This is a genomic window from Blautia sp. HCP3S3_H10_2 (assembly GCF_052122375.1).
Lineage (GTDB): Bacteria > Bacillota > Clostridia > Lachnospirales > Lachnospiraceae > Blautia_A.
In genome coordinates this window covers 1-906 of sequence record NZ_JBQKCL010000050.1, presented here as the reverse complement: position 1 = coordinate 906, position 906 = coordinate 1, and the positions used below count along the sequence as shown (strand labels likewise).

General features: G+C 41.7%; 1 protein-coding gene. It reads left to right on the top strand.

Features of this window, described 5'->3' with window-relative positions; all coding sequences use genetic code 11:
* Positions 1-117: 117 nt before the first annotated feature.
* Positions 118-906: IS110 family transposase (locus ACTQWB_RS18700; RefSeq protein ID WP_441502922.1), on the top strand; the 789-nt coding region annotated here is incomplete at its 3' end.

Genomic DNA, 906 nt, shown 5'->3' with positions numbered 1-906 from the left:
AGGAGCTTCCTGTATAATAAAAAGCGTGGATGTTGAAAATTGAAAATACCTCAGAGTACAATAAGACTACTGACTGGCAGGTTAGTAAAAATCTTATTATACAGAGAGGTATCTATAATGAAGTCTAACACACAGAACGCAAAAATTGAAGCTATTACAGAAAAAACTTTGGTACTCGGAATTGATGTCGGAAGTGAAACGCACTATGCCAGAGCTTTTGATTACAGAGGAATCGAGTATTCGAAGAAGCCATTTAAGTTTAGTAACACAGAGGCCGGATTTGCGACATTTAAGGAATGGATCCTGGAACTCAAAGAAAGGCATGAGAAGGATAAGGTGGTTCCGGGTATGGAACCGACCGGGCATTACTGGTTCAATCTTGGAAAGTTTCTACAGGATAATGAAATGAAACCGGTTCTTGTAAATCCTCACCATGTGAAAAAAACAAAAGAACTCGACGACAATAATCCTACTAAAAATGACCGTAAGGATCCGAAAGTTATAGCCGGATTAGTTAGAGAGGGACGTTACATGATCCCATATCTGCCGGAGGGTGTTTATGCTGATCTTAGAACAGCAACAAACATAAGATTCCAGTTACAGGCGGAACTTACAAGAATTCAAAACAGGATCAGTCGTTGGTTCAATATATATTTTCCTGAATATAAGACGGTATACGGAAAGCCGGATGCCAAGAGCGGAATGCTAATCCTTAAAGCAGCACCACTTCCTGAAGATATCCTGACGTTAGGTATCGATGGAGTGAACCAAATCTGGCGTGATGCGAAGTTAAGAGCAGTTGGAAAGGCGAGGGCGAAGACCCTGATAGAAGCTGCAGAGCACAGCGTTGGAAGCAAAGAAGGTGCGGTGTCTGCAAGAATGGAAATCCGAATGCTTTTGGAGGAC